Origin of the sequence: Burkholderia sp. SIMBA_051 (assembly GCF_046534915.1) — a bacterium.
Taxonomy (GTDB): Bacteria; Pseudomonadota; Gammaproteobacteria; order Burkholderiales; family Burkholderiaceae; genus Burkholderia; species Burkholderia ambifaria.
The window spans coordinates 1-256 of sequence record NZ_JAWRXS010000546.1 but is presented as its reverse complement, the minus strand read 5'-3'; the positions used below and the strand labels follow the sequence as shown (position 1 = coordinate 256).

General features: G+C 75.0%; 1 protein-coding gene. It reads right to left on the bottom strand.

Annotated elements, in window-relative coordinates:
• On the bottom strand, positions 1–256 hold a 256-nt coding region (locus tag SB771_RS35655), incomplete at both ends, for a YbfB/YjiJ family MFS transporter (protein ID WP_410722125.1).

Below are 256 nucleotides of genomic sequence, written 5' to 3'. Positions count from 1 at the left end.
GAACAATGGCCAGGCCCAGCCGAACACGGCGGGATCGGGAATGATCTCGCGCGCCATGGCGGGCAGGAAGGTGGCGGGAATGATGTAGCCGGCGCCGAACACGCCGTAATGCAGCGCCAGGCGGCCGATACCCGGCGGCAGGCGCCCGGGCGCGGGCGCGGCGGCCAGGTGGCGGGCCGGCCCGGGGCGCTTCAGCCCGGGCCAGGCCAGGGCCGACAGCAGCAGCGCCAGCGCGCCCAGCGCGATCCAGTTTGCA